Consider the following 25,473-nt stretch of genomic DNA (forward strand, 5'->3'; position numbering starts at 1 on the left):
TGATGAAGACCACCGTACTAAGTGTTCGTGATTTTCGGGCTCCGTCGAGACCACATTCGCTGGCAGACAACCGATGTCTCAAAACGAGATCGGTGTCGACGATGCCCCGGAGTCAGTTCCGCTACCAGTCACGGTCGGCTACGCCGAGTCGACGGGACCCTCAAGGAGGCTATCGACGAGCCGAGTAAACCGATCGAGGAGGCGGTCGGGGACCGTCGGCTCGACATCGGCGAGCAGTTCGCCCGTGCGCTGGGGGTTCGCGAGCGCGAGCGAGACGCGATTGCGCTCGTCGTATCGTTTGTCGACGACGCCGTGGTCGACGAGTCGATCGAGGTGGTACTCGAGGGTGCTCCGGGCAATCTCGAGATCTGTGGCGACATCGTCCGGTCGAGCTGGCTCGCGTTCGATGAGATAGACGACGATCTCACGGGTCGTTTCGCGTCGGAACAACGCGAGGGCCGCCCGTTCCCACTCGTCGTAGGCTGGCGGATAGTAGTGGGTGCGGCCGTAGAACTCATCCCGAAGGAGTTCGCCGTCGTCGATCAGCCGGCGAACGTGGTACTGGACCTGGCCGGGCGCAAACGCTGACTCCCTGACGAGTTCGTTGAAGTGGATGCCGGCGTGGGCGTAGACGTGCGTTCTGATCTGCCGTCGAGTCGTGCTCATAACTGGGTGGTGTCGCCGGGACAGCCGATACTAGCGCGATAGTGGTGATAACGGGTTCGGATCGTTCCCACGGTATAAGAACCATCCATATGGCCCCCTCGAACGCCCCCGGTACGTTATTTTCAGTGAGAAAGGGTGCCGGTAAATCAATTGACGACCGACACACATACGTAACTCTCACTCCCAGGTAGTGTAGCGGCGATGCATCATACGAACCCGCTCGAGATGGAGTGGATCAACCCACAGCTCGCGCCAGTGTTGATGCTCGTAATCGTGCTGGCAGTACTCGGCACGACGATGCTGTTTCTCTGTGGCGTCGTCGCCTACAGGCGACGTCGATCGTTCCGATACCTCCTCATCACCGTCGTCCTCGGACTCCTGGTTGGCCGGTCTATCGTCGGGCTAGGAACGATCTTCGGACTGGTCCCGATGACGGTCCACCACCTGGTCGAACACGGCGTCGACTTCGGGATCGCCGTCCTCATCCTCTATACCGTCTATCGAAGCGGACCGAGTCGGAACGGCCCGACCGCGAATTCCGACGACTGATACGGATTGCTGTATCGGTATCCACTGCCCGGCCTGTGGTTCGCCGGGCACTCGTTACCGTTACACAACCCCAGACCGTCTGGACGGTCGAGCACTCCCGCCGTGGAGCGGTCACCGGACTCCTGGCGAGCCGATCGTCGTCACGAGAAGCCCTCCTCGTCGTCGCGACGCTGCCGTTGGCGCAGGTTCTGCCGAGTAAACTGCGGTTTGACACGCGTGGTCGCCGGCTCTCGAAAGGTTCGATAGAGTTGGACCGTCATCGCGAGGGCAAACACCGCGGCGACGACGGCTGCTTCGGGCGCCTCGAGCGCGTAGAGGACGCCGGTCGAGAACAGCGACATCGTGAGCAACATCCCGTAGACCAGCCGGCGAGCGAGGTTGTCGAAGACATTCTCGGGATCCTCGACGCCGATGCGAACGTAGAGGTCGTCACGCTCGAGCCGGTCGAGCGCGCGCTCGGTCTTGGGTGCGAGTCGGGTCAGCGACTGAGCCGACTGCCGGAGTTGATCGCCGGTTTCGCTGGCGTACTGGCGGATGGATTCCTCGCGGTAGCCCGCTTCGGTGAGGTAGTCCGTCGCCGTATCGATGAAGTCGAACTCGGAGTCGAGGGTGACGCAAACGCCCTCGACGACGGTCGCGACCCGCAACACGAGCGCGAGGTTCTTCGGGAGCCGGAATGGAAAGACGTAGATCGAGTCTTCGATCTGGCTGACGATCTGGTTGACCCGATACTGGTCGACATCCTGACCGCGGGCATCCTGGATGGCGATCTCCATCACCTCGGCCATCATCGCCCGATCGGCGTCCGGTGAGAGCGTCCCGATCTCGATCAAGGCGTCGAGGATCGCGTCGATGTCTCGGTTCGCGACTGCGATGTAGAAGTCGACGATTTTCTCCTGGACGAACGCGTCGACCCGGCCGGACATGCCGAAATCATAGAAGACGATCCGGCCCTCGTCGGTCACGGCGAGATTCCCTGGGTGGGGATCGGCATGAAAGACGCCGTCGTCGATGATCATCTGCAGGTACGCCCGCTCGAGATGCTCTGCAACCCGCGTTCGGTCGATGTCCTTGCACTCGAGTTCCTCGACGTCGTTGATCTTCGTCCCCTCGACGTACTCCATCGTGAGCACCCGTGGGCCGGAGTGGCCCTCGAGGACATCGGGGATGACGAATCGATCGTCTTCGGCGAAGTTCGACCGAATCTCCTGGAGCATGGTCGCCTCGCGCTCGTAGTCCATCTCCTCGCGGATGGTCTTTGCAAACTCATCGGCCAGATTCTCCAGCGAGAACGCCCGCGATTCGTCGACGAACGTCAGGAGGATCGGCAGCGACCAGCGGATGACCCGCAGGTCGGCCGCCACCAGCGATTCGATGTTCGGCCGGCGAACCTTCACCGCGACGGCTTCACCGTCGATCTCCGCGCGGTAGACCTGCCCCAGACTCGCGCCGCTGATGGCGTCGGTCTCGAACTCGTCGAAGGTCTCATCGACGGGCCCGAGTTCGTCCTCGAGAACGGCCTTGGCCTCGGCCCAGTCGGCCGGAGGGACATCGTCTTGCAGCGCCGAGAGCACGTCGATGTACGCCGGCGGCAAGATATCGGGTCGCGTCGAGAGCAGTTGACCGAGTTTGATGAACGTCGGCCCCAGCGTCAACAGCGACTCGAGCAACACCTCGGCGCGCTGGCGGTGCGTTTCTGGATCGACGCGTCTGGTCCGTCCGAACAGGAGAAATCGCCGGCGGTCTCGAGCGTACGCGACCAGGAGGGGCAGAAAGTGCCAGGCAACGAGGATGAATCGTTTGTACGCGCGCAAGGAGGCCAGCCTGAGTCACCTCGGTTGGTCGTCGTCCCCAGCATCGTCGGCCGCCGTTGTCCCGGTTTCGTCGGCCGTTTCGCTCGCTCGCTCTCGCTCGACGACATCGATCGTCGTCTCCGTCGTCCCCGAGCGCTTGGGAAGCTCGATCTCGAGGACGCCCCGATCGACGGCGGCTTCGGTCTCGGCCGCGACTGCGTCCTCGGGGAGGGGCAACGAGACGTCGACGAACATCGGTCGATTCTCCTCGAGATAGCGGTAAGCGTCGGGTCGGTCTTTCTGCCGGGTCGCCTCGATCGAGAGGGTCCCGTCTGCGACCGACAACTCGAGCGAGTCGGCGGTGACGCCGGGCGCGTCGAGTACGAGCAGGTAGGCGTCCTCGCTCTCGAGCAGATCGAAGAAGACGTCGTCGGAAAGCTCTCCTAACGCGTCCCGAAGCCCAGACATGGATACACGTTCGAACGCCGATACGAAAAAGCCCGCGGTAGCGGTCGGTTCGTGAAGTCGGCGCGAGTGGTTCCAGGTACCGAAATCGCGGCGACCGTCAGAGATCACGCAATCCCAGACTGTACTCGAGTGCAGTATCGACGTCGTCCAGTCGTTCGTCCGGAATCGAGCCGATAACGTTCGAGACTCGGTGGTCGATCGAAACTGTTCGGAGTTGGCTACAAAGCGCGACAGAATCCTCACGGAGTGCACACTCTTCAGCCGAGAGCAACACTTCGAACGGATACAGTTCGTCTCCGAACGACGTCGTCAGCGGGACCACGATGGTCGTTGGTGCGTTCTCGTTGCCGACATCGTTCTGGACGACGAGGCACGGACGGGTGCCACGCTGTTCCGAGCCTCGCGTTGGATCCAGTCCGACGATGCAGATATCACCGCGCCGTACGTGCATTACTCGTCACCATCTTCCCAGTCTGGGACGTCGCCAAGGCCCCGATTTGCCTCCCGAGAAACGCCAGTCAGTTCTTCGGTAAGCGCCTGCTGCTGGTCACTTCGTCGACGGTATCCCTCGGCGAGTTCCTCCCGTGACGTCGGTTTCTCGATGACGATCTTCGTTCCTTCCGCTCGAATCGTCACCTCGTCACCACCACGGATGTCGAACGTTTCACGGAGGCGTTTTGGGAGCGTTACTTGACCCCGGTCACCGACAGTTCGCCGTTCGGCGTCCACCATACATATTCACATCATATTCGTACCCATAACCGTATCGGTGCACCTGGCGTGGCTCCCCCACGTTTTTGCCCTCCCGCGCCCCGAGTCCACGTATGAAAGGTGCCGACAGCGAACGGACGGCCGCCGGCTTCCGAGAGCGGACGCCGGTTCCCGAAGCTCGCCGAATTCTTCGAGACGCAGTCGACACAGCCGGCAACGGTGAACGCGACGAGAAGACACCGCCCGTCGGAACCGAGCGCATCGACATCGAGCGGGCCGACGGTCGGGTACTCGCCGCGGCGCTCGAGGCCGCTCGAGACGTGCCCCACTACGAACGGGCGGCGATGGACGGCTACGCGGTCGTCGCGAAGGATACGTTCGGTGCCAGCGAGCGCTCGCCGGCCGTCCTTGACATCGCCGACGGCGTCGGCGCGGACGCGACTGTCAGACCAGGAACGGCCGCGCGCGTCCACACCGGGAGCGCGCTTCCCGATGGTGCAGACGCCGTCGTGCTGATCGAACGCGTCACCGAACGCGAATCAGTCGGCAACCTCGAGGTCGAGACGGCACTCGCGGAAGGGGAAAACGTCGCCCCCGTCGGCGAAGATATCGAGGCCGGCCAGCACCTCTACGACGCGGGCCACCAGCTTCGGCCGTCGGATCTCGGGCTGGTTCGATCGGCGGGGTACGCACAGGTCGACGTGGCCGAAGAGCCGAGTGTCGGCGTCATTCCGACCGGCGAGGAACTCGTCGCCGGCGATCCCGACCCGGGTGAGGTCGTCGAGACAAACGGGCTGACCGTCTCGCGACTGGTCGAACGGTGGGGCGGACGGGCCACCTACCGTGACGTCGTCACCGACGACCCCGACTCGCTGCGGGTGGCGATCCAGCGCGATCTAACGAACGACGTCGTCGTCACCACCGGCGGCTCGAGCGTCGGCGAACGGGACCTCCTCCCGGAGGTGATCGACGACCTCGGCGAGGTGCTCGTCCACGGCGTCGGGCTCAAACCCGGCCACCCCGTCTGTCTCGGGATCGTCGAAGAGACCCCCGTCCTCGCGCTGCCGGGCTATCCCGTCGCCTGCATCGTCAACGCCGTCCAGTTCCTCCGACCGACCCTGCGCTGGCTCGAGGGTACGACTCCCGACCCCCACCCGACTACCCGGGCCGTGCTCGACCGGAAAATCCCGAGCGAACCCGCCACCAGAACCTTCGCCCGGGTTCGCCTCGAGCGGCGGGACGAGGCGGACCTCGAGGCGACCGATCAGCCGGACGAACCCGCATACCGTGCGATTCCGACGCGGGCAAGCGGCTCGGGCGTGCTTTCCTCGGTCGCGCTCGCGGACGGCTGGGTCGTCGTCGACGACGCTCGAGAGGGGATCCCTGCCGGTGAGACCGTCGCCGTCGAGGATTGGGAGCCAAATCGGTGAGCGGTATCAGAAACCGCTTCAGGTCACGAGAGTCGAGAGAGGTGTCGCTCCCCGCTCTCGCGGCAGAAGAGATTTATATATTCCCACTGTAGTGGGATCCATGAATATCGACGGGGAAAACCGCCAGATCGATGATAAAGGGCGGATTACCATTCCGAAACAATTACGCGAGCGGTTGAATCTCGAGCCAGGTGAACAGGTTCGAATTGGCGTGGAAGATGGAACGATCGTCGTCCGGCCGCGCGTGTCTCGGTCGACGTTCATCGAGTCGATGGAGGGCTGTATCACGGACGAGTCGAAAGCGACCGATGCGCCATCCGTTTCTCCAGACGACCTGAAATCCGACTGGACGTCCGACCTCCCGAACGAGTCGTAGTATGCGATGTCTCGATGCAAATATCTGGGTCTACTACTTCGATCAGACACTCGAGGAACACGCTGCCGTCACACCTGCTGTAAGGCACGTCCTCGGCTCCGAACCGATATTCGTGCCGACGGTTTTACAGATGGAGGTCGTCCACTACCTCGAGGGACAACTTTCTGAGTCTCGAGCGTCGACGAACCGATTTCTCTCGCTCGAGGATGTCGTTACCGCGGAGTTGACAGCAGCGGACGTCGAACGGGCGACCGAACATCTCCAGACGCATCCCCACGTTGGCATCGGTGGTCGGGATGCAACGGTGCTCGCGGCGATGGAACGGTTCGACGTTGCCGAGTTGTGGACCCACGACGGTGGATTGCAACGAATTGGAGACGAACTCGACTGGCTGCGAGTGTTCGATCCAGTCGAAGAAGACGTGTAAATACCGTATCGTTGCCCCCGAGTGAATCGACTCGAACCGCACCCTTATTCCGCCCGCGTTCGAATGTGGTTGCGATGGACGGCGAAATTGCACCCAAGGAGGTCAAGGAGTTACTCGAGTCAGACGCGGACGTTCGGATCGTCGACATTCGCGACGAGGCCAATTTCGAGCACAGTCACATCCCCGACAGCGAGAACGTGCCGTTTCACGAACTCACCCAGCGGATCGACGAATTCGAGGACGCAGACCGCATCGTCACGGTCTGTCCCCACGGCAAAGCCAGCGTCCAGGCCGCGAAACTCATCGGTTCTTACGAGGGAAGCGCCGACGCGACGGTCGAAAGTATGGCCGGCGGCCTCGAGGAGTACGGCCTGCAGTTCGGCCTCGTTCGCGACGACGACGACGTACAATCTCAACGTAGCGAGTCACCGTTTTGAGACCGGACAGGCGATAGCGTCGAGCCAGCGGCTCGATCGCTGAACCGGGTCCTCTCGAGAACGAGAAACGAGGTCGTAACGGGTCGGTGCACGGCCGAGTCGTGGGTTCGGAAGTCGTCTCAGATCATCGCGGGCTCATGCGACGTTGAAGCCGCGGTCCCGAAGGAAATCCTCGATGCGGCCGGTATGGTTGCCCTGGAGTTCGATCTGGCCGTCCTCGACGGTGCCGCCACAGGCGAACTTTGACTTGAGATCCGACGAGAGACTGTCCAGATCGACGTCCTTCGGATCGAATCCTTCGACGATCGTTACCTCTTTACCGTATCTGCGCTCGTCAATGCGGATGGTGAGTTGCTGTTGTCCCTTGGCCACGTCTTCACAGACGCAGAGTTCCTCGGGCAGCCCGCACGTCGAGCAGACTTCCGACATTACGTTCGTCCGTACGAAAGGCCCATATTAAACACTATCGGGACCTACACGCCGTCGCCCGGTTCTTTTTGATGCTCGCGGTCGGAAAACCGACTTCGACCGACGAACGGGAGCCGCTCGCGTGCCAATTCGTCGACCGTTTCGATCGCCTCGTCGGCCTCGGCCCGCTCGAGACCCCCACCGTAGACCGCTCGTTCGTAGTGCTCGAGGACGTCTCGCACGCGCGGATCGGTGGCGAGCGCGGAGTCGCCGTGGGTCTCCGCTTTGGCCGTGGCACTCGTTTCCCCCCCAGCTCCGGCACTCGCCGCCGCTCGTCCCTCGGTTGCGAGCGCCTCGAGGTAGCCCCGAGCGGACTCACCGGGACATCGCGGTCGATACTCGTCGGCCAGCAGCCACTCGAGTCGGCGGTAGGCACGCACCACGTCTCGATCCGGCTCGCCGCGGCGGCCGTGCCAGTAGCACCCGACGCTCCGTCGAACCTGGGCCGCCATTCCGGCTCGGTGGATACCAGCGACGACACCGAACAGGAGGACGGCTGCGAGGGCGATCGTCTCTCGGCCGACGGTGACGGGAATCGTCAGCCCGTCGGCGTCGTCTCCCGTCGTCGCGTCGTCGGGAGCAGGTGAACCGACATCGTCGCCGCCGTCGTCGGTCTCGTTCGGTTCGGATTCGTTGGTTTCGTCGTCGTCCGGTTGCTCGGGTTCGTCAGTCGCATCGTCGGTCGTTTCCTCGCCGTCATCGGATGGATCCTCGGCAGCGGCATCCGCACTCGCCGGGGTATCCACGTCTTCGAGCCCGTCCTCGCGTGCTTGCTCGAGTTCCTCGCCGTGAACCTCGTTGCGGTCGCTCGGTGGCGTGGGTTCGAACGCGACCCAGCCGTGGTCGGGGAAGTAGACTTCGACCCAGGCGTGGGCGTCGAGGCCGCGGACGACGTAGGTGTCGTCACCGACCGGTTCGCCCGTCGAGTACCCCGAGACGTAGCGGGCGGGCACGTCCTCGGCGCGTAGCATCTGGGTCATCGCGGTCGCGTAGTAGACGCAGTAGCCTTCCTCCATCTCGAGGAGGAACGCCTCGGCGACGTTATCGGTGGGGCGTTCGACCTCGAGGGAGTACTCCTTGGACGTTCGCAGATACTGCTCGATGGCGATGGCGGTCTCGAGGGGCGTCTCGGCGTCGTCGGTGATCTCGGCCGTTCGCTCGTCGAACTCGCTGGACGTGTCCTCCGGCCGCTGGAGGTAGTGGTCGGTGATCTCCTCGGGGTAGTCCGTCCCCGCCTGTTGAAGCGGCTCGCGCTGGGGCAGGACGACCGCGCTTTCGACGGTATAGCGTTCGCCCTCGCGCAGCGTCGTCGTCGGATGAACCTGGCCGTGACTCGAGACGGTGGCGTCCTGGGCGATCGGGCCGTCGAGGTCGACCGGTTCGGGTGCGACGGGAACGACACCGAGGTCTGATTCGGCCTGGACGGTCTGTTCGACGCGATTGAACTCGCCCGGCGGCGTCTCGAGTTGGCCCTCGAACGGCTCTTCTTGGCCGGATCGAAGCCACTCGTCGCCGGTAAACCGATCGTAGACACCGGTTCGCCAGTAGGACGGCCGCTCGGATTCGACGGTGAATCGCACCGCCGGTGAGAGATCGACGTCGCCGGCGATTCCCGAGCGCTCGGGCGAGGAATCGATCGCCCCCTCGAGCGTGCCGGGATCGCTCGCGCCGGCCGTCGTCGGGTTGGCTGGCCCGCTCGGAACGAACGTGGCCGACAGCGAGAGCACGATGACGACCGCAAAGAGGACGGCCAGCAAGTCGAGTTGGGCGATGGAGCCGCCCCGGGACGTGAGTTCACCGAAGCCGACGGTCGCGAGCGCGCCGAGCGTTCCCACCAGCGTCACCGTCGTCCCGGCGTCGCCGGTCAACACGAGAAACAGAAGCGCCACTCCGCCGGGGACGACGCTCAGGGCGTACCGCCCGCGCAGGGCCAGATACCACGAGAGAAAGACCGGGGCCGGCGCGAACGCCAGCGTCCAGACGCCGGCTTCGATCATCTGCAACAGCGGCAATCCGGTCGCAAGCGTCAGCGCGTCCGATAGCAACTCGTCTGCACTTCCAAGCACCGCCCGGCTGCCGATCCCGGCCGCCTCGAAGTAGTACGCGAACCCGCCGACGCCAGCCAGGATGGCGAGCGTGCCGGCGGTTCGCGGTCGAATCGCCCGCGCGAGGACCGTCGCGACGAGCAACGCGGCCCCGACGATGGCGAGTAGCGACTGGGTGCCGCCGACGACGCGAGTTACCTCCCGCAGGACGCTGACGTACGACGCCGTCAGGACCAGTACGCTCGCGAGCGCGAACAGCCGGAAGGTGGTGGCGTCGACCGTTCCGTCCGCATCGAGCCGAATTGATCGACCGTGCGGACTCGTCTCGGGACTCGAGTCGCCGGTATCGATGCTCACGCCGCCACCCCCGACGGATCGCTCCCATCCCGGAAGCGTTCGAATTCGCGTTCGGTGTCGTCGACGACGACGGTTGTCCCATCGTCGTCGGTCCGAACGAGGACGTCTGCCTCCCGACGCCGGTCATGATCGAGGTCGCCGCCGTCACTGACCGCGAGCATCGCCAATATGTCGCGGCGGTGTCTGGATCCCCCGCCGGGTGGGCATGCATCGTCGCCGAGCGTGACGCCGACGTCGATCCCGCCCGCGAGCAGATCGGTCGCGATGCTGGCGAGGGCACTGGTGAGTTCGTCCGCGTGTGCGGGTGAACACTCGCCGGCGAGGGAAATCGAGCCGACCGCGGCGTCGGCGAGGTGTTCGGTGACGACGAGGTCGCCGTCGGCGCGTTTGGCCGTCGCCTTCCAGTTGACGTCGCGCATCGGATCGCCGCGCTGGTAGGCTCGGAGGTGGTCGAACTCGTCGCGATCCTCGCGGGCGGCGTTCCCCTGCGATCGGACGGCGCGAGCGGCGTCGCCCGAGAGTTCGTATACGGGTGGATAGACAACCACCATCGATGTCGCGTCGTCGTCGAATCGCCGCCGGAAGAGTCCGAAGATATCCGTCACCGTGATCGAGAGCGGACCGACCGTCCGCTCGCCCCGTTCCTCGAGGGCGACGTCGTAACGCAGTCGCGTCTCCCCCTCGAGGGTCGTCTCGGCGACCGGTTCGCCGTCGACGGCCGCGAGCCCATCCCCGACGGTATCGCGGATCGTCGCGGCGACGGTGGCGTCGGTGTCGACGGTGACCGTCACCGTCCTGTGATCGCCGACCGGCCCGTCGTCGATCGGCTGGCGCTCGACGCTGGGGCGATCGTACAGGGCGACCGCGGCCAATCCGGCCACGAACACGATCACGAGCGGCACGACGATGGCGTTCAACGATCGGGGACCGTACTGCCAGCTCAACGCGAGAGCGGCGACGACTGTCGCGAGGACTGTCCAGCCTCTGCGTGTGAGTCGCATACGGGATCACTCGAGATCGGTTTCGACCGGCACGGACTCGAGGGCAGCCGAAACGATGTCGTCGCCGTTCCGGTCGCGATCCTCGGTCCGGATCCGATGGGCGAGGACGACCGGCGCTTGGAGCTGAACGTCGTCGGGGATGACGTACTCCCGACCGTTGGTGCCGGCTCGAGCCTGGGCGGCCCGCAACAGCGAGATCGTTCCACGGGGACTGACGCCGACGCGGGCGTGCTCGCGAGTGTAGCCGGCGAGTCGCGTCACGTACTCCCGGATGGGCTTTGCGACGCGAACGTTGGCGACGGTTTCGCGGGCACGAACGAGCGTTTCGCGCGTCGTGACTGGCTCGAGGGCATCGATCGGATGATCGCCGATGGTGCGACCGAGCAGTTCCGACTCCTGGGCGGGATCGGGATAGCCCAGCTGAAGCTTCGCCATGAATCGATCGAGTTCGGCAAACGGCAGGTCGTAGGTCCGGTTCGGTTCGACGGCGTTCTGGGTCGCGATAACCGTAAAGGGAGCGGGAAGTTCGCGTGTCTCGCCGTCGACGGTGACCTGTCCCTCTTCCATCGCCTCGAGCAGTGCCGACTGGGTCTTCGGCGGTGCACGGTTGATTTCGTCGCCCAAAACAACGTTACCGAAGACGGGGCCGGGCTGGAACTCGAATTCGCGGCTCTTCTCGTTGAAAACGTTGACGCCGGTGACATCGGCCGGGAGCAGATCGGGTGTAAACTGCACGCGACGGAAGCTGCAGTCGATCGAGCGGGCGATCGAACGAGCCAGCATCGTCTTTCCGACGCCAGGAACGTCGTCCAACAGGACGTGTCCGCGGCCGAGCAAGGCGATCACGACGTGTTCGACGACATCTTCGTGGCCGACGATGACACGCGAGACGTTGTCCTGAATCTCCGCACTGACCGATTCGACCGCCGATATCGAGAGTCGATCCCGGTCGGTCGAGGACTGTTGGGTCGGCGACGGTGGGGAGTTCACATCAGTCATCTGTCGAGCAACGGGGTGACGATCGGTCCCGCAACGGGCGGCACATAGCTTCGGATCAGGGACAGCGAAACATATGCTTTGTGTCGAAAAACTGCACCGTTTCGGGTCGAGCGCTGCTGCTGGTCGGTCGACAATCGGAAAACGATACCCCTTCTGAATCGACTTACAGTCGTTCGAGATTCGTCGCGCGTGGGCCTTTGTCGGCCTGCTCGATGTCGAACTCGACCTCCTGTCCCTCCTCGAGGTCGGGACCGCCGACGTCTTCCATGTGGAAGAATACGTCCTCGTCCGCGTCCTCAGTCTCGATGAAACCGTAACCGCCCGTGTCGTTGAAGAATGCGACCGTACCTTTCGCCATTGCAGGTTTACAAAGCCACGACTACGATATAAATGTTCTGGAGGCAGACACCAAAACGGCAGTAATCGACGACAGCAGCCCGTATTACAGCAGTCCGTATGGATCGTGAGCGGTGTTACCACGCCTTGCAGGCCGGACAGACCGTTTCGTCCCCGTCGCGCCAGACCCGCTGGGCGACTCGATCACAACGTTGGCAGCGAAACTCGCCCCAACCGTAGGTCGCCCTCGCGTGTAACGGTTCACGTGGGCCGTCGTCGTCACTCGAGCCGGCGCCGTCGTTCGGGTCGATCTCCCCGTTGTTCCCGCTGGCGGGGTCGATTCCCTCGTCCCCGTCGCGATCGCCGCGATCGGCGGTGTGCTCGTCGATGTCGGAGTCACCGTCGCCGTCGGTCGGTCCGGTGAAATCGGTGAGGCTCGCGTCCTCGGTCACGACGGACAGTAGGAGCGAATCCGACATATACCGATCGATAACGACGGACCGGCACGGCCAAGTACCACCATTGCCAACCGTCTCGCATGGAAACCGCCGCAGTACTGAACGTCATCGTGGACAACATCGTCGAGATGAACGAATACTTCAGCGACGTCGCGATGGGCGACGGTCTGGCACCGCTGCTCGTGCTCGCCGGCACGCTGCTGGTCGTCTTCTCGCTCGGCGTCTTCGGCGCGCTCACGCTGGGGGCACTCGGCAGTCTCGTCACCTCGAGTTGAGTCACCGTTCGAAATCGATTTCCCGAGTCCGTCCTCGCTCAGCGGCTCGTACGCGAACGCGCCTCGCTCAGCGGCTCGTACGCGAACGCGCCTCGCTCGCGCGCTCGATCGCGTCCTCGAGGTCCGGACCCAGCGGCGAGCCGACGACGATCCCGTCGACGTGCTCGAGCACCGCGTCGAAACGGTCTGCGACCGTCTCGGTCGTGCCCGCGATACAGAACGCGTCGACCATCGACGGCGTCACCGCGCCGAAGGCCTCGTGTAACTCGCCACGCTCTAAGGCGTCGCTGACCGACTCCGCGACCCCACGATCGATATCGTGTCGCTCTAAAACCGGCTCGGCCGCGCCGCCAACGATGAACGCGACCGGCGGCCGGGCCGACTCGCGGGCGGTCGCCTCGTCGCCGGCGACGCTGACGCTCGCGAACGCGAGCGACTCGAACTCGCCGTACTCGTCGGGCCGCGCGTCGAGGCCCTGCTCGATCTGGCCGGCTGCCCACTCGAGATCCCGCGGGTGGGCGGCGTTGATCAGCGCCCCGTCGGCGTGTTTTGCGCTCATCCGGAGCATGTGCGGTCCCTGTGCGCCGACGTAGACCGGGATCGAGGCCGAAGGGGGATCGACGTTGAGCGAGGCGTCCCGCGCCGTGAAGGTCCCTTCGTGGGTGACGGTCTCGCCGTCCCAGAGCTCTCGTGCGAGGTCGAACGTCTCGAGGACGCGTCGCAACGGTCGGTCGCGCTCTATGCCGAGGTTCGAAAGCGAGGAGCGGTCGCCGGCACCGACGCCGAAGACGCCGCGCCCGCCGCTGATCTCGTCGATCGTCGCCGTCTGGCTGGCGAGTTTGACGGGGTGGCTCTCGTAGGGGTTGACGACGCCCGGTCCGAGGCGGATCTCGTCGGTGGTATCGACCATCCGCGACAGCGTCACGAACGGATCGCGATTGAAGTAGTGGCTGCTGGCGAAGGCGATATCGAACCCCTCGGATTCGGCCAGACTCGCGAGGTCCGCGATCCGATCTGGCGGGTGTTCGGGGGTGAGCTCGATACCCCAGGTCGGTCCGACGGATTCGTCGGCAGCGGCGTTCGCAGTGGAATCGTCGCCGCCCTCCGTTTCATCACTCACGAATCGTCACCCCAGTCCCACTCCCGAAGCGCCTGCCGAACGAGGTCGTCCTCGACGGCTCTGAAGAGTTCGTCGCTGCCCTCGAGGTCGCCGAACGCCCAGTCACGGACGACCACCGCGGGCGTCCCGTCGGCGCCTTCGCCCGTGACGAGGTTCGCAGCCGAGGCAAGTTCGTCGACGACCGACTGGACGGTGACACCGAGTTCGCGCCCGTCGCGGTCGGGTTCGCCACGCCAGTCGCGACTCGCGGGCATCCCCGCCCAGCCGAGCGCGACGCCGCGCTGGCCGTGACGGAACGGGCGCCCGCAGGTGTCGGTGACGATCACCGAGACGTCCTCGAGTCCGCGCTCCGTGAGCCCCGTTCGGATGCGCTCGGCGCTCTCGGCGGGCTTCTTCGGGAGCAACAGCAGGTCGTGATCCGGCACGTTCGACCGGTCGATCCCCGCGTTCACGCAGATGTGGCCAAAGCGCGTCTCGGTGAGCAAAAAGGGCGCCTCGATCAGCAGTTCCGTACTCTCCGCTAAGACCGCCTGTGCGAAGCGCGGATCTTTTCGTTCGCCTGCGACCGATTCGATTCGATCGGCAAGCTCCTGGGCTCGCCCGCTCACCGGATACGACTCGAGGTCGACCATCCGGCCTTCGGCCTTGGAGACGACCGTGCTCGCGACGGTGAGCACGTCGCCGGCCTCGAGCGACGCTCGGTCCGCGATCAACTCGGCGAGATCGTCGCCGGGACGGATCTCTGGCAGATCCGCCACTGGCTCGAGTTTCATACTGAAAGGTAGGACAGTGACGTGAAAAACACACCGTCACCGGATAGAGTGGCCACTGTACTCGACGTCAGTCGGTCGTACCGGTGGTCATGCACTCGATGTCGGCCGATCCACAGCGCGAACAGTGTTGGATCGGCGAATCACTGAAATTCGTGTTACAACCGAACATCGCTCTCGACTCGTCTCGATGCCGGGCGTCCCACACAGCGAGCACTGGCGGCGACTCGCTTTGAAGTTCGCTCCACAGGACCGACAGCGGTAGACTCCCCGCACGGGGTCGCTCGGTTGGCGACGGAAAAAACGCCCGCGCTTGCGAACGCGTGCCACGGCCGGCTGGTCGACGGACGGCCCGGTTCGGTCGCCCCTCGAGTCCGCGCCGGATTTATACCCAACTCGTTCCTATAGCCTCCTGTGAGTACGCGAACGAGTGCGCTCGATGCAGTCGTCTTCGGTGTCGATATCCAAAGCGGTGACGTCCGCGGCGACGCGCCGTCCTACGCGCTGGTCGTCTACGACGGCGAAGACATCACGCGCGACGTCGTCTCCCACCGGAAACTCAGGCGACTGATCGACGACGAGGCGCCGGCGATCGTCGCGACCGACAACATGTACGAACTGGCCGCCGACAAGGACCAGTTGATCCACTTCCTGGGCTCGCTGCCGACCGGGACGAAACTCGTCCAGGTTACCGGCTCCCAGCAACCCGAGCCCCTCTCTCGCGTCGCGAAACGCCACGGCATCCCCTACGGGAAAGATCCGATGCAGGAAGCCGAAGCCGCCGCTCGGCTGGCCGCTCACAACGTCGGCTACGAGGTCTCGGCGTTTACCGACACGACCACCGTCAAGGTCTCTCGCGGGCGCTCGACCGGGAGCGGCGGCTGGAGCGAGGACCGCTACACCCGCCGCATCCACGGCTCGGTCAAGAAACGCGCCCGCGAGGTCGAATCCGAACTCGAGGACGCGAACCTCGCCTTCGAGACGGATATCAGGGAGGCCTACGGCGGCTACGCCAACGCCGTCTTCACCGTCGAGGCGCGACCGGCCGACCTCCCCGTCTCCCGCAATCGATCCGGCGACGTTCGCGTCGAGATCGAGCGCGAACGCCGGGACGGCATCGAGTTTCAGCCGCTCGCGAAGCGACGCGATCACGTCGTCGTCGGCATCGACCCCGGGACGACGACCGCCGTCGCCATCGTCTCGCTCGAGGGCGAGGTGTTAGACGTCTGGAGTTCCCGCACGAGCGACACCGCAGACGTCATCGAATGGATCGTCGAACGCGGACGCCCGATCGTGATCGCGGCCGACGTGACGCCGATGCCCGAGACGGTCGAAAAATTCCGGCGGAGCTTCGACGCCGCCGGCTGGACGCCCCAGACGGACCTGCCGGTCGACGAGAAACAACATCGCACGCGCGAGCACCCCTACGACGACGACCACCAGCGCGACGCGATGGCCGCGGCGCTGTACGCCGCCGACGCCCACGAAAACCAGTTCGACCGCATCGCGGAAAAACTCCCGCCGGGACTCGACCGCGGCGAGGTCACCGCTCGCGTCGTCGCCGGCGAGGAAAGCGTCGAGGCCGTCCTCGCCGACCTCGAGAACGACGACGGCGACGACGAAGAATCGACCGAGCACGAACCCCGCGAACTCACCGACGACGAGCGCCGAATCAAGGACCTCGAGACCCAAGTCGAGCGCCTCCAGTCACACGTCGAGACGCTCGAGGATCGTCTCGAGGAGAAAGACGACCGAATCGACGAACTCGAGGGCGAACTCGAGAGCGCCCGACGGGAGGAACGCAAGGAAGTCCGGCGGAACCGCGAAGTCACGCGCTACCGGCGCAAGGCCGAGCGCCTCGAGTACGAACGCGACGAGGCTCGGGAAGAAGTCGAGGCACTCGAGGCGAAAGTCGACCGAATGAAGGCCCTCTGGAAGCTCGATCACTCGAACTTCAGTGACGTCTCCGCGGAGAAGGAAGGCTTGGTGCCAGTAAAGGTGATCGAGAAGTTCACCAAGGGAGCGATCCGCGAGGCAGACCAGCAGTACGGCATCGCGCCCGGGGACGTGGTCTACGTGCGGGATGCAAGCGGTGCGGGCCGGTCGACGGCGGATCTGCTCGTGGAGTTCGAACCCCGCGTCGTGTTGAAAGACGGTGGACTGTCGGAGATCGCCGACGAGATCCTCTTCGAACACGAGATTCCCGTCGGCCCAGCCGGTGACGTCGCGATGCAGGAAGTCGACGAACTCGCCGTCGCCCGCGAGGACGACGTCGAAGCCGTCGTCGAGGACTGGCGCGAGCGAGCGACGAAACGCGAACTCGACAAGAAGGCGGCGATGGTCGACCAGCTCATCAGCGAGCACCGGGCCGGCGACAACGAAGTGTAGTTCCACACGCCACCGCAGGATCGAATCCGTATCAGAACATGCCGAAACTCTGGAGCATGCCCGACACGAGCGACTTGACGACCAGGCCGAGCCCGGCGATCGCAAGCGCCAGCCCAGCGGCGACGATGAGACTTTCGTAGGCGATCAGCGCGATTCCCGCGAGCAAAAGCACGATACCGACGATTCCCAACGGACCGAGGTTGTTCAACATGTGCTGGACTCCAGAGGCGAGAAAAATAAACGACGTGGTTCACGGGTGAGACGGAGCGTCGCTGTCGATGCTGGCGATTGGCGTCGCGATATCGATAAAGGGTTAAACCACTCGAACCCGAATCACGCGGTATGAGCGACGACGGCGACGGCGGTCGAAGGAACCTCCGGATGCCCGAAGACGACGAGGTCTTCGCGACCGTCACGGACATGCTCGGGGCGAATCGGGTGAAAGTACGCTGTGCTGACGGTCAGGAGCGAACCGCACGCATCCCTGGCAAGATGCAAAAGCGCATCTGGATCCGCGAGGACGACGTCGTCCTCGTCTCGCCCTGGGACTGGCAAGACGAGAAGGCCGACATCACCTGGCGCTACGAGAAGAGCGAAGCTGACCAACTTCGAAACGAAGGCCACATTCAGTAACTCGAGTCGATTTCGGACGGTTGTTTCCGTGGACCGACCCGGTTCGTCGTGATCCTATCGCTCAGTAGGATCTCGAGGTCGTCGTCGGGCAGCCGATCACAACGCCGTGCCACAAGAGGGATCACGTTCGGTTGTCTACGTACAGTAGGTCGCTAACGCATGGTCGAATTCTCTGGTGGCGAAATCCAACTCGGTTACCTCTTGGTCTTCGGTTGCTCCGCGATTCTCTGTTTCGTGAGTGTTCGACGGCTTCGATACATTGAGCACGACGCGACGCGGCGCGGACTCTTCTGGCTGCTGGTGACCAGCGGTGGCTGGTCGCTGGCCCACGTCGGATACCTTGCGACGTCGTCGCCGCGACTCCAGTACGCGCTGTACGTGAGTGGATTGATCCTCGGCTTCGCCACCGTCGGCCCGTGGCTCTACTTCTGTTCTGCCTATACAGGGCGGTCGCTACACGCAAACAGGACCGTCCAGGGGATCGCAGTCGGCGTCTTCCTGACGGTGGCCGCAGTAAAGGTGACGAACCCGCTACACGACCGCTATTTTACCACCGAGCTGACCGCGACGCCGTTCGTCTACCTCCAGATTCATCATCAGCCACTCCACTGGATCGTGATGGCGCTGGCGTACGCGCTCGCGTTCGTCGGAATTTTCATGCTGTTCGAGCTGTTCGTCCGGGTGAGTTCCGATTCGCGACCGCTTGCCGTCCTCGTCGCACTCACCGGCGTGCCGGTGATATTCGACGCTCTCGGTGTGGTTTCGATGCCGCTGCTCGATATCACTCACTCGCCACTCGGCGTCGCCGCCTTCGCGGTCGGCGTCTGTTTCGTCTATCTCGAGCGCTTCCAGCTCGTGCGAGCGACCGGGGAAAGCGACAATCCCGTCGTGATTCTCGACGACGACGACCGACTCAGAGAGGCAAACAGACGCGCTCGAGGGTTGTTTCCGGCGCTCGAGGGCGGCGTCGGCGAGCCGTTCGCCGAGCTCCTTCCGGGGGTCGCGGCGACGATGGAGTCGCCCGATCCGCTCCTCGATATCGAGGTGAACGGCCGGACCCGGTACTACGATATCTCGTCGAATCCGTTTTCGACGGATCGAACGCGTCTCGGCCGAACGATACTTTTTCGAGACATTACACACCGAGAACAGTATCGACAACGGCTGGAACGACAGAACGACCAGCTCGAGCAGTTCGCGAGCATCGTCTCGCACGATCTCAGAAATCCGTTGACGGTTGCCAAGGGACGGACCGAACTCGCACTCGAAGAAGACGACACCGACCACCTCGACGGCGTCGTCGAGGCACACGACCGCATGGAGGGGCTCATCGACGACATCCTGACACTAGCCCGAAAGGGAACGGCCATCGACGAGACGAAACGGGTCGACCTCGCGGTGATCGCGACCCAATCGTGGGAGATGATCGCGACCGAGGCGGCGACGCTCGTGCTCGCGACCGACAGCGGCCCCATCCTCGAGGCGGATCCGGAACGACTCCAGCAACTGTTCGAGAACCTGTTTCGAAACGCGTTGGAACACGGTGGCCACGATGTCACGGTCACGGTCGGCGAACTCGCCGACGCGGATGGGTTTTACGTCGAGGACGACGGCCAGGGCATTCCAGCCGAGAGCCAGGCGGGGGTCTTTCAGGCCGGCTATACGACATCTCCGGACGGAACCGGATTCGGGCTGGCGATCGTCGAGGAGATCGTCGCCGGCCACGACTGGGAGATTCAGGTGACCGACGGCCGCGACGGCGGTGCTCGGTTCGAGATCACGACCGGGGACGATTGAGACGGTTTACTGTAAGTCGTTACCGCCGAAACCGCAGACGGGTCGCGGTTTCGCCGGCAAATCGTTACAGCAATCCGTATGAGACGAATTGCCGTACCGTGTTCCGGAACGACTACAGGACTGCTCACAGTCCGGCGACGTCTTCGATGGCGTCGGTCAACGCCCGAATCGACTCGAGGTCGTGTTCGCCCATGTGGCCGATACGGAAGGTTGTCTCGCCGAGTTGCGAGCCGTAGCCGTTCGAAAAGACCATGTCGTACTCCTCGTCGACGGTCGCGATGGTTTCGGCGACGTCGATCCCCTGGGTGTTCTCGATGCAGGCCACCGTCTGGGATTCGTACCCTTCTTCGGGGAACATGTCGAAGTGCTGGTGAGCCCACTCGCGGGTGTACTCGGCCATCTCGCGGTGGCGCTGATCCCGGGCGTCGTGGCCCTCTTCGAGCATGTACTTCATCTGCTTGTGGTAGGCCAGCATGATCGGAATCGCGGGCGTCGAGTGGGTCTGGCCTTTCCGGTCGTAGTAGTCGAGCGTCCGCTGGAACCCACCGTACCACGAGGCCGAGTCGGAGTCGAGTTCGCGTTCGTAGGCCTCGTCGCTGACGACACAGACCGCTAACCCGGGTGGCATGGCGAAGGCCTTCTGGGTCGATGCGAAGATGACGTCGATGTCGTGTTCGTCGATGTCGACGTAATCCCCGCCCAACGCGGAGACGGCGTCGACGACGAAGTACGTGTCGGGGTAGTCGGCGACGACATCACCGATCTCCTCGATAGGGTTGCGGACCCCAGTCGAGGACTCGTTCATGACGGTTGCGACGACGTCGTAGTGCGTGTCACTCGATTCGAGCGCGTCGCGGATGTCTTCGGGCTTGATCGCCTGGCCCCACTCGTACTCGAGGCGGTCGACGGTTTTGCCGAGGCGTTCGGCGACGTTAGCGTGGCGTTCGCTGAAGCTGCCACAGGTCGGAACGAGGATATTCTCGTCGACGAGATTGAGCGTCGAGGCCTCCCAGAACTCGGTCCCCGACCCCGTCAGCACGATGACCTCGTTGTCGGTGCCGAGAAACGCCTTCGTGTCCTCGACGATGGTCGTATACAGGTCCGTCATGCGGTCCATGCGGTGGCCGAACATCGGCTCGCACATCGCCTCGATAACGTCGTCGCGGACCTCGGTCGGCCCCGGAATATACAGCGTCTTGTCGGGATAGTCGTCGTTGTATTCGCGTTTGTTGGTCACGCAAACCACCGGATACGGTCCACTGCGTCGCGAGGCGGTATGGTACTTTTGATGCCCGGACGCCACGGGACGACGATCGATCGAAACACGGCAGTGAAACGGCCGATGTCGGGATATCGAACCCTCGAGCCTACGGCTACTCGAGAGCGAAAACGGGAAAGAGAGAGACGTTATTCGACCTGCAGTTCGCCGACCATCGTCGTTTCATGGGGATCACAGACGTATTCGGCCATCTCGGCAGTAGCGGTGAACTCGAGGAACTGGTCGTCGGGCTCTGCGTCCTGCACTTCGTCGGTCTCGTAGTCGTCGACGACGTCGCCGCCATCGTCACGAATCTCAATGTTGTGTCGGCCGCCGTCGCCTTCTGGCCAGCCGATCTCGTAGTCCTCGCCGTCCTCGAGGATGAGCGTCGGATTCTCTTCACCCTCGATATCGCTCGGTGCGATACCCTCCCAGCCGGTCGTCTCGGCGAGAAGTTCGATCGTCGTTCCGGGCTCGATGTCGACGCCACCCGCGGCATCGCCGTTGCCGTCGTCGTCACCGTTGCCGTTGCCGTTGCCGTTGCCATTGCCGTTACCGTCGTCGTCGCTACAGCCGGCAACCAGGGCGGTCGCAGCGGCTGCACCGGTGAGCTTCATGGCGCTCCGACGCGAAATCGCGTTGTCTCGTGTCATCGAACAGTCGTAGGTATCGGGGACATAAAAATTGATATCCTCTGGTTGTCCGTCGGCATGTGGTTGCATACCACGAATTATGAGGATTTGCGTGGGTCAAGAACTGATCACGCGTCGGGATCACCAGCCTCGACACGATTGTCGTGACCGATCGAGAGTCGCACGAACGCGGGGATCGCGACGAGAGCGATCGCGATCTCGAGGCCCCCGACGACGAGAAAGGCCAGATCGAAGCCGTAGCGGCCAGCGACGGTCGCGCCGACGAGAAAGCCACCGAGGAAGCCGAGACTGCCAGCGAGGTTGAAGCCGGCCATCGCGATCCCGCGTTCGCGTTCGTCGGCGATGTCTGTCACGAGCGCCATCGTCGCCGGAGCGACGAGCGATCCGAGAACGCCAACGGCGACCATCGCAACGGCAGCACTCGGAACCGTCGGTGCCGCGCCGACGGCGAGGATACCGCCGCCATAGCAGATCGAGCCGACGACGATCGGCGCGGTGCGACCGATCCGATCCGAGAGCATCCCCATGGGATACTGCAGCAGGGCGAAGGGAGCGAAGAAACACGCGAGCAAGAGGCCGGTCGTCCCCGCGTCGATCTCGAACGTCGACTGGAAGTACAGCGTCCCTGTCAGTGCGAAGAAGCCGGCCGTCATTCGGTCGACGAAGCCGAAGGCGTAGGGGATCGACAGCGTCGGCCGTCGTCTGACGCCCTCGAGCAGCGCCCGAGCAGTTCGACTGCCCGACGACGGCTTGTCGCTCACCGTCGTAACGAGTCCGCCGACACAGACGAGCAGGCCGGCGGCCACGACGAGAGGGGCGAGCGGATCGACATCCGTCAACTGGCCGCCGATCGGTGCGCCCAGGGCGGCGCCGAGTCCAATAGCGATACCGGCCGCGCCCATGTTGCGACCGTGCCCGCCTTCGAGGTCCATCAGCATCGTCATCGTCAGCGAAAGCGCGCCGATGATCGTCGCACCCTGGACCACCCGGAGGAGGAGGACGCCCTCGAAGGAGATCGAGCCGATCGTGGGTACGAGTGCGAGGACTGCGTAGCCGGCGGCGCTCGCGAGCGCACCGAGAACGATAAACGGCGTTCGACGGCCGGTAACGTCGGAGACGATACCCCAGACGCCGACGAAGACGACGGAGGCAGCGAACTCGGCGACGAGGAACCACATCCCCGCATCGAGCGTCGTCGTCGTCAGCGCGGAATCGGACGCATCGGCGCCCAGCGTCTCGACGAGGGTCCCGATACCCGGATAAAGCAACAGCTGAGAAAAGAGCACGGCGAAGACGACCGTGGCGAGGACGAGCCGATCACGGTCTCTCGGTTGCACGATCCGGCGTAGGGCCCCCACCCCTATGAACTCGTTCGTCTCGAACGGGACGTGGCAACTGTAGACGAGGCCATCCACAGCCGTACCGTCCGTGTCGTGTGTGAACGACATCGAATCGATTGCGGTTTTTGCCGTTACTGAGACGCATATGAGCGTGCAGCAGTATGCATACTAAACATGAGTGACGACGTGAGCGACGGGGCGGACAACGCCGAGCGCGGGCTCGGAACGCGAAGCGTTCACGCCGGACAGGAACCCGATCCGGAGACGGGTGCGGTCGCGCCGCCGATCTACCAGACGACCTCCTACGTCTTCGACGACGCCGAGACGGCCGCCGACCGCTACGCCCTCGAAGACGACGGCTACATCTACTCGCGTATCGCCAACCCGACCGTACGAACCCTCGAGAAGCGCCTCGCCGACCTCGAGGGCGGAGCGGACGCGGTCGCGACGGCAAGCGGGATGGCGGCGCTCGATTCGGCCGTGTTGATCCTCGCCGAGGCGGGCGACAACGTCGTCTGTTCGACCGACACCTACGGCGGAACGACCGCTTACTTCTCGAAGACGGCCTCCCGGCGAAACATCGAACCGAAATTCGTGCCGACGCTCGAGTACGAGGCCTACGAGGAGGCCATCGACGAAGACACCGCGTTCGTCCACGTCGAGACGATCGGCAACCCCTCGCTCGTGACGCCCGACTTCGAGCGCGTCGCCGAGATCGCCCACGACAACGGCGTTCCCCTCGTCGTCGACAACACGTTCGCGACGCCCGCGCTGTGTCGCCCGCTCGAGCACGGCGCGGACGTCGTCTGGGAGTCGACGACCAAGTGGCTCCACGGCTCGGGCACGACCGTCGGTGGCGTCCTCGTCGACGGCGGATCCTTCCCCTGGGGCGAATACGGCTACGAGGAGATCGCCGGCCAGAACCACGCCTACCACGACGTGGACTTCTCGCGTGACTTCAGCGAGGCACCGCTGGCTGCGACCGCCCGATTCCGGTCGCTGCGCAGCCTCGGCAACCAGCAGTCGCCGTTCGACGCCTGGCACACGCTCCAGGGACTCGAGTCGATGCCCCTGCGCGTCGAGAAACACTGCGAGAACGCCGCCATCGTCGCCGAGTACCTCGCCGACCACGACGATGTCGCCTGGGTCACCCAGCCCAGCCTCGAGAGTCACCCGACTCACGACAACGCCTCGCGATATCTCGCGGATTACGGCGGCATGGTCGCGTTCGGCCTCGAGAGCGGTTACGAGGGCGGCAAGCGTTTCTGCGAGCGCGTCCAACTGGCCTCGTTTCTCGCCAACATCGGCGACGCGAAGACGCTCGTCATCCACCCCGCGAGCACGACCCACGGCCAGTTGACCCCCGCAGAACGCGAGGAGGCCGGCGTCACCGAGGATCTCGTGCGGATGTCGGTCGGTATCGAGGATCCCGAAGACATTCTGGCCGACCTCGAGCAGGCGATCGAGGGGGCGACGCGAGCGTGTCGAGCGGAGGAACCCACATGACGACGGAACGAATCGATCTCGGCGAGTTTCAGTTCGTCTCGGGCGAGACGATTCCCACCCTCGAGGTGGCCTACGAGACCTACGGCGAGTTTACGGGTGACAACGCCGTGCTCGTCTGTCACGCCCTGACCGGCAGTTCCCACGTCGCCCGCCGACCCGACACCGGCAGCGAGACGGCCGGCCAAGCACGGGCCTGGTGGGGCGATGTCGTCGGCCCAGGGAAAGCGATCGATACGACCGAATACTATGTCGTCTGTGCGAACGCCCCGGGGTCGTGTTACGGAACGACCGGCCCCTCGAGCGAGAACCCGGAAACGGGCGACCCCTACGGCACCGACTTTCCGCCGGTGACGGTGGGAGACTGGACCCGCGCCCAGCGACAGCTCCTCGACCGGCTCGGCGTCGGTCGCCTCCACGCGGTCGTCGGCGGCAGCGTCGGCGGCATGAACGTCCTGGATTGGCTCCGGCGGTATCCCGACGACGTCGAGCGCGCGGGGGCCGTCGCCACCGCCGCCCGCCTCGATCCCCAGTGTCTCGCGCTGGATACGGTCGCCCGGCGCGCGATCACCAGCGATCCCAACTGGAACGACGGCCACTACTACGACGGCCCCGAACCTCAGGACGGGCTGGCTCGAGCGCGCCAGATCGGCCACGTGATGTACCTCTCGAAGGCCTCGATGAGCCGCAAGTTCGGCCGGCGGTCGGCCGGCCGGGAGACGGTCCGTGAGGAGCCGCCGGACTCCGCCGCGGCCTTTTTCCCCTACCGGGAGGTCGAGTCGTATCTCGACTATCAGGCCGAGAAGTTCGTGGATCGCTTCGACGCGAACAGCTATCTCTACATGACCCGCGCGATGGACGATTTCGACCTCTCGGCGGGCTACGAGAGCGACGCCGACGCGCTGGCGGCCTTCGAGGGCGAGTTGCTCGTCCTTTCGTTTACCGGCGACTGGCACTTTACGGTCGAGCAGGCCGAAACGGTAGCCGACGCCGCACGCGAGGCCAACGTCGACATCGCCCATCACGTCGTCGAGTCGGACCACGGCCACGACGCCTTTCTCGTCGAACCCGAAAAAGTCGGGCCGCCGCTGTCGGAACTGCTATCGGCTGGACTCGCCGGCCGAACGATCACCGACACCGACTCGAGCGACGACGAAACCGAGTCGTTCGCACCGGTGCATACGAGTCTCTTCTCCACCTAACAACGGCAGGACC

Annotated in this window: 28 protein-coding genes; 11 read left to right on the forward strand and 17 right to left on the reverse strand. The window is 64.3% G+C overall.

The window, feature by feature from the left end:
- Positions 1-138: 138 nt before the first annotated feature.
- On the reverse strand, positions 139-666 hold the full coding sequence (locus D8Y22_RS09170; RefSeq protein ID WP_141464399.1) for a winged helix-turn-helix transcriptional regulator: 528 nt from the start codon (positions 664-666) through the stop codon (positions 139-141).
- A gap of 201 nt (positions 667-867) precedes the next feature.
- Between D8Y22_RS09170 and D8Y22_RS09175 the strand changes: the two genes are divergently transcribed.
- Positions 868-1,215, forward strand: a complete 348-nt coding sequence (locus tag D8Y22_RS09175; RefSeq protein ID WP_141464400.1) for a DUF7471 family protein — start codon at positions 868-870, stop codon at positions 1,213-1,215.
- Positions 1,216-1,355: 140 nt separating this feature from the next.
- On the opposite strand, the gene D8Y22_RS09180 is transcribed toward D8Y22_RS09175, so the two are convergent.
- From D8Y22_RS09180 to D8Y22_RS09195, 4 genes are all read right to left on the reverse strand, one after another.
- Complete coding sequence (locus D8Y22_RS09180; protein ID WP_141464508.1) at positions 1,356-2,978, reverse strand: ABC1 kinase family protein; 1,623 nt, start codon at positions 2,976-2,978, stop codon at positions 1,356-1,358.
- A gap of 66 nt (positions 2,979-3,044) precedes the next feature.
- Positions 3,045-3,476: an Hsp20/alpha crystallin family protein gene (locus D8Y22_RS09185; protein ID WP_141464401.1), complete on the reverse strand. Its 432-nt coding sequence runs from the start codon at positions 3,474-3,476 to the stop codon at positions 3,045-3,047.
- A 97-nt stretch (positions 3,477-3,573) separates the two neighbouring features.
- On the reverse strand, positions 3,574-3,927 hold the full coding sequence (locus D8Y22_RS09190) for a type II toxin-antitoxin system PemK/MazF family toxin (RefSeq protein WP_141464402.1): 354 nt from the start codon (positions 3,925-3,927) through the stop codon (positions 3,574-3,576).
- Positions 3,927-4,208 carry an AbrB/MazE/SpoVT family DNA-binding domain-containing protein gene (locus D8Y22_RS09195; protein ID WP_141464403.1) on the reverse strand — a complete coding sequence of 94 codons (282 nt, stop codon included), beginning with the start codon at positions 4,206-4,208 and terminating at the stop codon, positions 3,927-3,929. The genes D8Y22_RS09190 and D8Y22_RS09195 overlap by 1 nt, the downstream gene beginning before the upstream one ends.
- A gap of 92 nt (positions 4,209-4,300) precedes the next feature.
- Here D8Y22_RS09195 and D8Y22_RS09200 point away from each other — a divergent pair, with 92 nt between their 5' ends.
- The 4 genes from D8Y22_RS09200 to D8Y22_RS09215 all read left to right on the forward strand — a co-directional run bounded on the left by D8Y22_RS09200 (position 4,301) and on the right by D8Y22_RS09215 (position 6,857).
- Entirely contained in the window at positions 4,301-5,617 is a 1,317-nt protein-coding gene (locus D8Y22_RS09200; protein ID WP_141464404.1) for a molybdopterin molybdotransferase MoeA, read from the forward strand.
- A gap of 100 nt (positions 5,618-5,717) precedes the next feature.
- Positions 5,718-5,993, forward strand: a complete 276-nt coding sequence (locus D8Y22_RS09205; protein WP_141464405.1) for an AbrB/MazE/SpoVT family DNA-binding domain-containing protein — start codon at positions 5,718-5,720, stop codon at positions 5,991-5,993.
- A gap of 1 nt (position 5,994) precedes the next feature.
- On the forward strand, positions 5,995-6,420 hold the full coding sequence (locus D8Y22_RS09210; protein ID WP_141464406.1) for a type II toxin-antitoxin system VapC family toxin: 426 nt from the start codon (positions 5,995-5,997) through the stop codon (positions 6,418-6,420).
- A 74-nt stretch (positions 6,421-6,494) separates the two neighbouring features.
- A complete protein-coding gene (locus D8Y22_RS09215) occupies positions 6,495-6,857 on the forward strand; it encodes a rhodanese-like domain-containing protein (protein WP_141464407.1) in 363 nt (120 codons plus the stop codon).
- Between the two features lie 135 nt (positions 6,858-6,992).
- Here the strand turns inward: D8Y22_RS09215 and yciH are convergent, their stop codons facing one another.
- The 6 genes from yciH to D8Y22_RS09245 all read right to left on the reverse strand — a co-directional run bounded on the left by yciH (position 6,993) and on the right by D8Y22_RS09245 (position 12,515).
- Positions 6,993-7,286 (reverse strand): stress response translation initiation inhibitor YciH, encoded by a 294-nt coding sequence (yciH, locus tag D8Y22_RS09220; protein ID WP_141464408.1) that lies wholly within the window; start codon positions 7,284-7,286, stop codon positions 6,993-6,995.
- 44 nt (positions 7,287-7,330) lie between these two features.
- Positions 7,331-9,727, reverse strand: a complete 2,397-nt coding sequence (locus tag D8Y22_RS09225) for a transglutaminase family protein (RefSeq protein ID WP_246084386.1) — start codon at positions 9,725-9,727, stop codon at positions 7,331-7,333.
- Positions 9,724-10,728: a DUF58 domain-containing protein gene (locus tag D8Y22_RS09230; RefSeq protein WP_141464409.1), complete on the reverse strand. Its 1,005-nt coding sequence runs from the start codon at positions 10,726-10,728 to the stop codon at positions 9,724-9,726. The genes D8Y22_RS09225 and D8Y22_RS09230 overlap by 4 nt, the downstream gene beginning before the upstream one ends.
- Positions 10,729-10,734: 6 nt before the next feature.
- Positions 10,735-11,727, reverse strand: a complete 993-nt coding sequence (locus D8Y22_RS09235; protein WP_141464410.1) for an AAA family ATPase — start codon at positions 11,725-11,727, stop codon at positions 10,735-10,737.
- Positions 11,728-11,890: 163 nt separating this feature from the next.
- Complete coding sequence (locus tag D8Y22_RS09240; RefSeq protein WP_141464411.1) at positions 11,891-12,085, reverse strand: cold-shock protein; 195 nt, start codon at positions 12,083-12,085, stop codon at positions 11,891-11,893.
- Positions 12,086-12,200: 115 nt separating this feature from the next.
- Positions 12,201-12,515 carry a DUF7573 domain-containing protein gene (locus tag D8Y22_RS09245; RefSeq protein ID WP_246084387.1) on the reverse strand — a complete coding sequence of 105 codons (315 nt, stop codon included), beginning with the start codon at positions 12,513-12,515 and terminating at the stop codon, positions 12,201-12,203.
- A gap of 86 nt (positions 12,516-12,601) precedes the next feature.
- Between D8Y22_RS09245 and D8Y22_RS09250 the strand changes: the two genes are divergently transcribed.
- Complete coding sequence (locus D8Y22_RS09250) at positions 12,602-12,796, forward strand: hypothetical protein (RefSeq protein ID WP_141464413.1); 195 nt, start codon at positions 12,602-12,604, stop codon at positions 12,794-12,796.
- A 67-nt stretch (positions 12,797-12,863) separates the two neighbouring features.
- Here D8Y22_RS09250 and D8Y22_RS09255 read toward each other — a convergent pair whose 3' ends face one another.
- Entirely contained in the window at positions 12,864-13,838 is a 975-nt protein-coding gene (locus tag D8Y22_RS09255) for a 5,10-methylenetetrahydromethanopterin reductase (RefSeq protein ID WP_246084392.1), read from the reverse strand.
- 74 nt (positions 13,839-13,912) lie between these two features.
- Positions 13,913-14,689: a coenzyme F420-0:L-glutamate ligase gene (locus D8Y22_RS09260; protein WP_141464415.1), complete on the reverse strand. Its 777-nt coding sequence runs from the start codon at positions 14,687-14,689 to the stop codon at positions 13,913-13,915.
- 411 nt (positions 14,690-15,100) lie between these two features.
- On the opposite strand from D8Y22_RS09260, the gene D8Y22_RS09270 reads away from it, so the two are divergent.
- Positions 15,101-17,074, forward strand: coding sequence for a DUF460 domain-containing protein (locus D8Y22_RS09270; protein ID WP_141464416.1), 1,974 nt, complete (start codon positions 15,101-15,103; stop codon positions 17,072-17,074).
- A 31-nt stretch (positions 17,075-17,105) separates the two neighbouring features.
- On the opposite strand, the gene D8Y22_RS09275 is transcribed toward D8Y22_RS09270, so the two are convergent.
- The gene (locus tag D8Y22_RS09275) at positions 17,106-17,285 is read right to left on the reverse strand and encodes a DUF7470 family protein (protein ID WP_141464417.1); all 180 of its coding nucleotides are present in this window, start codon (positions 17,283-17,285) and stop codon (positions 17,106-17,108) included.
- A gap of 131 nt (positions 17,286-17,416) precedes the next feature.
- On the opposite strand from D8Y22_RS09275, the gene eif1A reads away from it, so the two are divergent.
- Together eif1A and D8Y22_RS09285 are read left to right on the forward strand one after the other, a co-directional pair.
- Positions 17,417-17,707 (forward strand): translation initiation factor eIF-1A, encoded by a 291-nt coding sequence (eif1A, locus tag D8Y22_RS09280; RefSeq protein WP_141464418.1) that lies wholly within the window; start codon positions 17,417-17,419, stop codon positions 17,705-17,707.
- Between the two features lie 159 nt (positions 17,708-17,866).
- Positions 17,867-19,504, forward strand: a complete 1,638-nt coding sequence (locus D8Y22_RS09285; RefSeq protein ID WP_141464419.1) for a sensor histidine kinase — start codon at positions 17,867-17,869, stop codon at positions 19,502-19,504.
- 124 nt (positions 19,505-19,628) lie between these two features.
- On the opposite strand, the gene D8Y22_RS09290 is transcribed toward D8Y22_RS09285, so the two are convergent.
- The 3 genes from D8Y22_RS09290 to D8Y22_RS09300 all read right to left on the reverse strand — a co-directional run bounded on the left by D8Y22_RS09290 (position 19,629) and on the right by D8Y22_RS09300 (position 22,752).
- Complete coding sequence (locus D8Y22_RS09290) at positions 19,629-20,741, reverse strand: pyridoxal-phosphate-dependent aminotransferase family protein (protein WP_141464420.1); 1,113 nt, start codon at positions 20,739-20,741, stop codon at positions 19,629-19,631.
- A gap of 170 nt (positions 20,742-20,911) precedes the next feature.
- A complete protein-coding gene (locus tag D8Y22_RS09295) occupies positions 20,912-21,415 on the reverse strand; it encodes a plastocyanin/azurin family copper-binding protein (protein WP_141464421.1) in 504 nt (167 codons plus the stop codon).
- Between the two features lie 107 nt (positions 21,416-21,522).
- Positions 21,523-22,752: an MFS transporter gene (locus tag D8Y22_RS09300; RefSeq protein ID WP_141464422.1), complete on the reverse strand. Its 1,230-nt coding sequence runs from the start codon at positions 22,750-22,752 to the stop codon at positions 21,523-21,525.
- Between the two features lie 177 nt (positions 22,753-22,929).
- Here D8Y22_RS09300 and D8Y22_RS09305 point away from each other — a divergent pair, with 177 nt between their 5' ends.
- Together D8Y22_RS09305 and metX are read left to right on the forward strand one after the other, a co-directional pair.
- Positions 22,930-24,261, forward strand: coding sequence for an O-acetylhomoserine aminocarboxypropyltransferase/cysteine synthase family protein (locus D8Y22_RS09305; protein ID WP_141464423.1), 1,332 nt, complete (start codon positions 22,930-22,932; stop codon positions 24,259-24,261).
- Positions 24,258-25,460, forward strand: coding sequence for a homoserine O-acetyltransferase MetX (gene metX / locus D8Y22_RS09310; protein ID WP_141464424.1), 1,203 nt, complete (start codon positions 24,258-24,260; stop codon positions 25,458-25,460). The genes D8Y22_RS09305 and metX overlap by 4 nt, the downstream gene beginning before the upstream one ends.
- The last annotated feature ends 13 nt before the right edge of the window (positions 25,461-25,473 follow it).

It is taken from the genome of Salinadaptatus halalkaliphilus (genome assembly GCF_006543045.1).
Lineage (GTDB): Archaea > Halobacteriota > Halobacteria > Halobacteriales > Natrialbaceae > Salinadaptatus > Salinadaptatus halalkaliphilus.